Origin of the sequence: Leucobacter sp. M11 (genome assembly GCF_035726885.1) — a bacterium.
Classification (GTDB): Bacteria; Actinomycetota; Actinomycetes; order Actinomycetales; family Microbacteriaceae; genus JAPFRB01.
In genome coordinates this window covers 523724-526427 of the sequence record NZ_JAPFRB010000002.1, presented here as the reverse complement: position 1 = coordinate 526427, position 2704 = coordinate 523724, and the positions used below count along the sequence as shown (strand labels likewise).

Below are 2704 nucleotides of genomic sequence, written 5' to 3'. Positions count from 1 at the left end.
AGCTCGCCGGTGCCGTCCGGGCTGTTGTCGTCGATGATGAGCAGGTCGGCCTCGGGGACGGCGGCGCGCACCCGTTCCACCACGCCGGCGAGGGAGCCCCGCTCGGCGTAGGTGGGCATGACAATGAGCGTCTCAGCCACGAATCAGCTACCGCTCGGGGGCGGCGCGTAGCCCTCGGAGCCGAGACCCTGTCCCGTGTCGTGTCGGGCGAGCGTGCCCTCCCGGTGCGCACGCATGAGCTGCTCGATCTCCTCGGCGGAGGCGCCGGACTCGATCCGGTCGAGCAAGAGCAGGTGCTCCTCGGAGAGGCGGCGGGCGATCTCCGTGCTGTAGCCAACGACCGCGGCGCGGGCGGCGGCCACGCGCAGCTGACCCCGGTCCAGCGACTCCCTGAGGTAGGCATTGGGGCAGCGGGACTGGAGCAGGCCGTGGAAGAGCAGGCTCGCCTCGTGGTAGCTGTGCGGGTCGTCCGCCGCGTGTGCGGCGTCCATCTGTGCGTTCAGCTCCCGGGCCTCGGCCAGATCCTCCGCGGTCATGTGCGGCGCGGCCAGGGACACCGCGAGGGCCTCCAGGACCGCCTGGGTCTGCATCACGTCGTGATAGGCCGCGGAGTCGAGGTCGGCGACCCGTGCGCCCCGGTGGTGCTCCACGATCACGACGCCGTCGGACTCGAGACGGCGCAGGGCCTCTCGCACGGGGATCAGGCTCACCCGCGTCACCTCGGCCAGGCGGCCGATGTGCAAGGGCTGACCGGAGGCGTAGTCGCCGGAGACGACGCGCTCGATGATGTGGTCGTACACGAGCTGGGTCTTGCTCGGAGCCGCTTTGGTCACTGCCATAGCACCACTGTACTCAGGCGGAGGCCGCTGCGGCGCCCGGCACGTGCTCGGCGAGGAAGGCGGCGATATCGCGGAGCTCCTCGCCGCTGATCGAGTGGGCGATGCCCGGGTACAGTCGCTCGGTGAGACTGCTGTGCGCGGGGAGCCACTCGGCGGTGCGCGCGATCGCCTCCTGCGTGATGATCGGGTCCGCGGTGTCGCGACCCCAGAAGATCGGCGGTCGTCGTTCGAGCAGCCGGGCATCCCCGGGGAGCTCCCGGTGCACGCTGAAGCCGGAGCAGTTCACCCCGGCGGCGAAGCGGTCCGGGCGGTGCCGGAACAGGGTGGTCATCATCGCGCCGCCCTGAGAGAAGCCCAGCAGGGCGATCTCGCCGAGGCCGCCCTGCACCCCGGCGTCGAGCTCGTCGAGCCAGGCGAGTACCGCGGCGGCCGAGCGATCCAGATCCGCCGGGTTCGGATTGCCGGGCTGGGTCAGCGGGAACCAGGAAAACCCGTTTTCGATGGGCGCCGGGGCAACCAGGGGCGCCCGGGGGGAAGCGAAGACGAAGCGCTCGGGCAGGCCGGCGGCGAGCTGGATGAGATCCCCCTCGAAGGAGCCGTAGCCGTGCATGAGCACGAGCAGCGGGCGGGTACGCAGCGCATCGAGGCGCTCCGCTTCCGGCAGGCTCCACACGACGGTTTCGGGATCAATGCGCAGATCGTTCATGGCTCGTAGCCTAGGCCATCGGAGCGCACGGGGCCCGGCTGCGGCACCCGATCTGTGCCCGCCCTGGGCGAACGCCCGCGTGGGGGAGGGAATTATCATCCGGCTCGGGCACAATGGCCCCATGAGTGACTTCATCTCGGATGACAACCCCTCCTGGCTCAGCGACGAGGAGCTGGCGACGGCTCGACGCCGCCTGCCAATCCTCTACGTCGAGGCGGTGCCGGTGCGCGTGGATGGGCTCGGCAAGATCACCGAGGTCGGCCTGCTGCTGCGGGGCACACCCGACGGGGCGATGACCCGGACCCTCGTCGCCGGTCGCGTCCTCTACGGGGAAACCGTTCGAGAGGCACTCTTCCGGCACCTCGAGAAGGACCTCGGACCGATGGCCTTCCCGCAGTTGCCCGCCTCCCCCGTGCCCACCCAGGTCGCCGAGTACTTCCCGATGCCGGGGATCTCCGCCTACGTTGACGACCGGCAGCACGCCGTCTCCCTGGTCTTTGTCGTGCCGGTGACGGGCAGCTGCGACCCTCGGCAGGACGCCCTCGAGGTGACCTGGATGCCGCCCGCCGAAGCCCTCGCCGAGAGCACGGCGCTGGAGATGGAAAACGGCCGCGGCACCCTGCTGCGCGCGGCGCTGGGATCCCTCGGCTGCTGACGAGGGCCAGCCCGGCACCGGCTCAGGCCCGCGACGCCTCGTCGCGGTGCTGCCAGGTGATCAAGTGTGCCGTGCTGAAGCCCCGGTTGCACCTGGCGCAGGAGTGCATTCGGGTGGGCCGTCGAAAGCGGAAATGCTCATGCCCCGCCGGGCAGGTCCCGCGCCAGGGCGCGAGCTCCTCGGCGACGCCGCCGTCGTGGAGGCGCCCGCCCGCGTAGCCGATGCCGTCCGCGATGCGCTGCCACACGGGCCCGTGCCCCGCGGCCGGCCCCGCCATCGCGTGCGCCACCTCGTGCAGGAGCACCTGATGGATCTCGTCGTCGCTGAACCTCGCCGCGAGGTAGCGAGACACGGTGATCCGCCGATCGGTGAAGTTGCACAGGCCAGCCCGACGCTTGGCGTGGTCGAAGCCGAATGACCACACCGCGGGGTCCAGGTGCAACCGGATGAGGGCGTTTGCCCACACGGTCACATCCTTCAGTTCTGCCATATCCCTCAGGGTAC

Annotated in this window: 5 protein-coding genes; 1 reads left to right on the top strand and 4 read right to left on the bottom strand. The window is 70.7% G+C overall.

The annotated features are described in order from the left end of the window. From OOT08_RS06835 to OOT08_RS06825, 3 genes are all read right to left on the bottom strand, one after another. A partial coding sequence (locus tag OOT08_RS06835) for a glycosyltransferase (protein WP_325092128.1) occupies positions 1 to 119 on the bottom strand: 119 nt, incomplete at its 3' end. A gap of 24 nt (positions 120 to 143) precedes the next feature. After that, the gene (locus OOT08_RS06830) at positions 144 to 839 is read right to left on the bottom strand and encodes a GntR family transcriptional regulator (protein WP_325091849.1); all 696 of its coding nucleotides are present in this window, start codon (positions 837 to 839) and stop codon (positions 144 to 146) included. A gap of 13 nt (positions 840 to 852) precedes the next feature. Further along, on the bottom strand, positions 853 to 1545 hold the full coding sequence (locus tag OOT08_RS06825) for an alpha/beta hydrolase (RefSeq protein WP_325091848.1): 693 nt from the start codon (positions 1543 to 1545) through the stop codon (positions 853 to 855). A gap of 121 nt (positions 1546 to 1666) precedes the next feature. Here OOT08_RS06825 and OOT08_RS06820 point away from each other — a divergent pair, with 121 nt between their 5' ends. Next, positions 1667 to 2200 carry an NUDIX hydrolase family protein gene (locus OOT08_RS06820; protein WP_325091847.1) on the top strand — a complete coding sequence of 178 codons (534 nt, stop codon included), beginning with the start codon at positions 1667 to 1669 and terminating at the stop codon, positions 2198 to 2200. A 22-nt stretch (positions 2201 to 2222) separates the two neighbouring features. On the opposite strand, the gene OOT08_RS06815 is transcribed toward OOT08_RS06820, so the two are convergent. Continuing rightward, positions 2223 to 2690 (bottom strand): SprT-like domain-containing protein, encoded by a 468-nt coding sequence (locus tag OOT08_RS06815; RefSeq protein ID WP_325092127.1) that lies wholly within the window; start codon positions 2688 to 2690, stop codon positions 2223 to 2225. Positions 2691 to 2704: the final 14 nt, after the last annotated feature.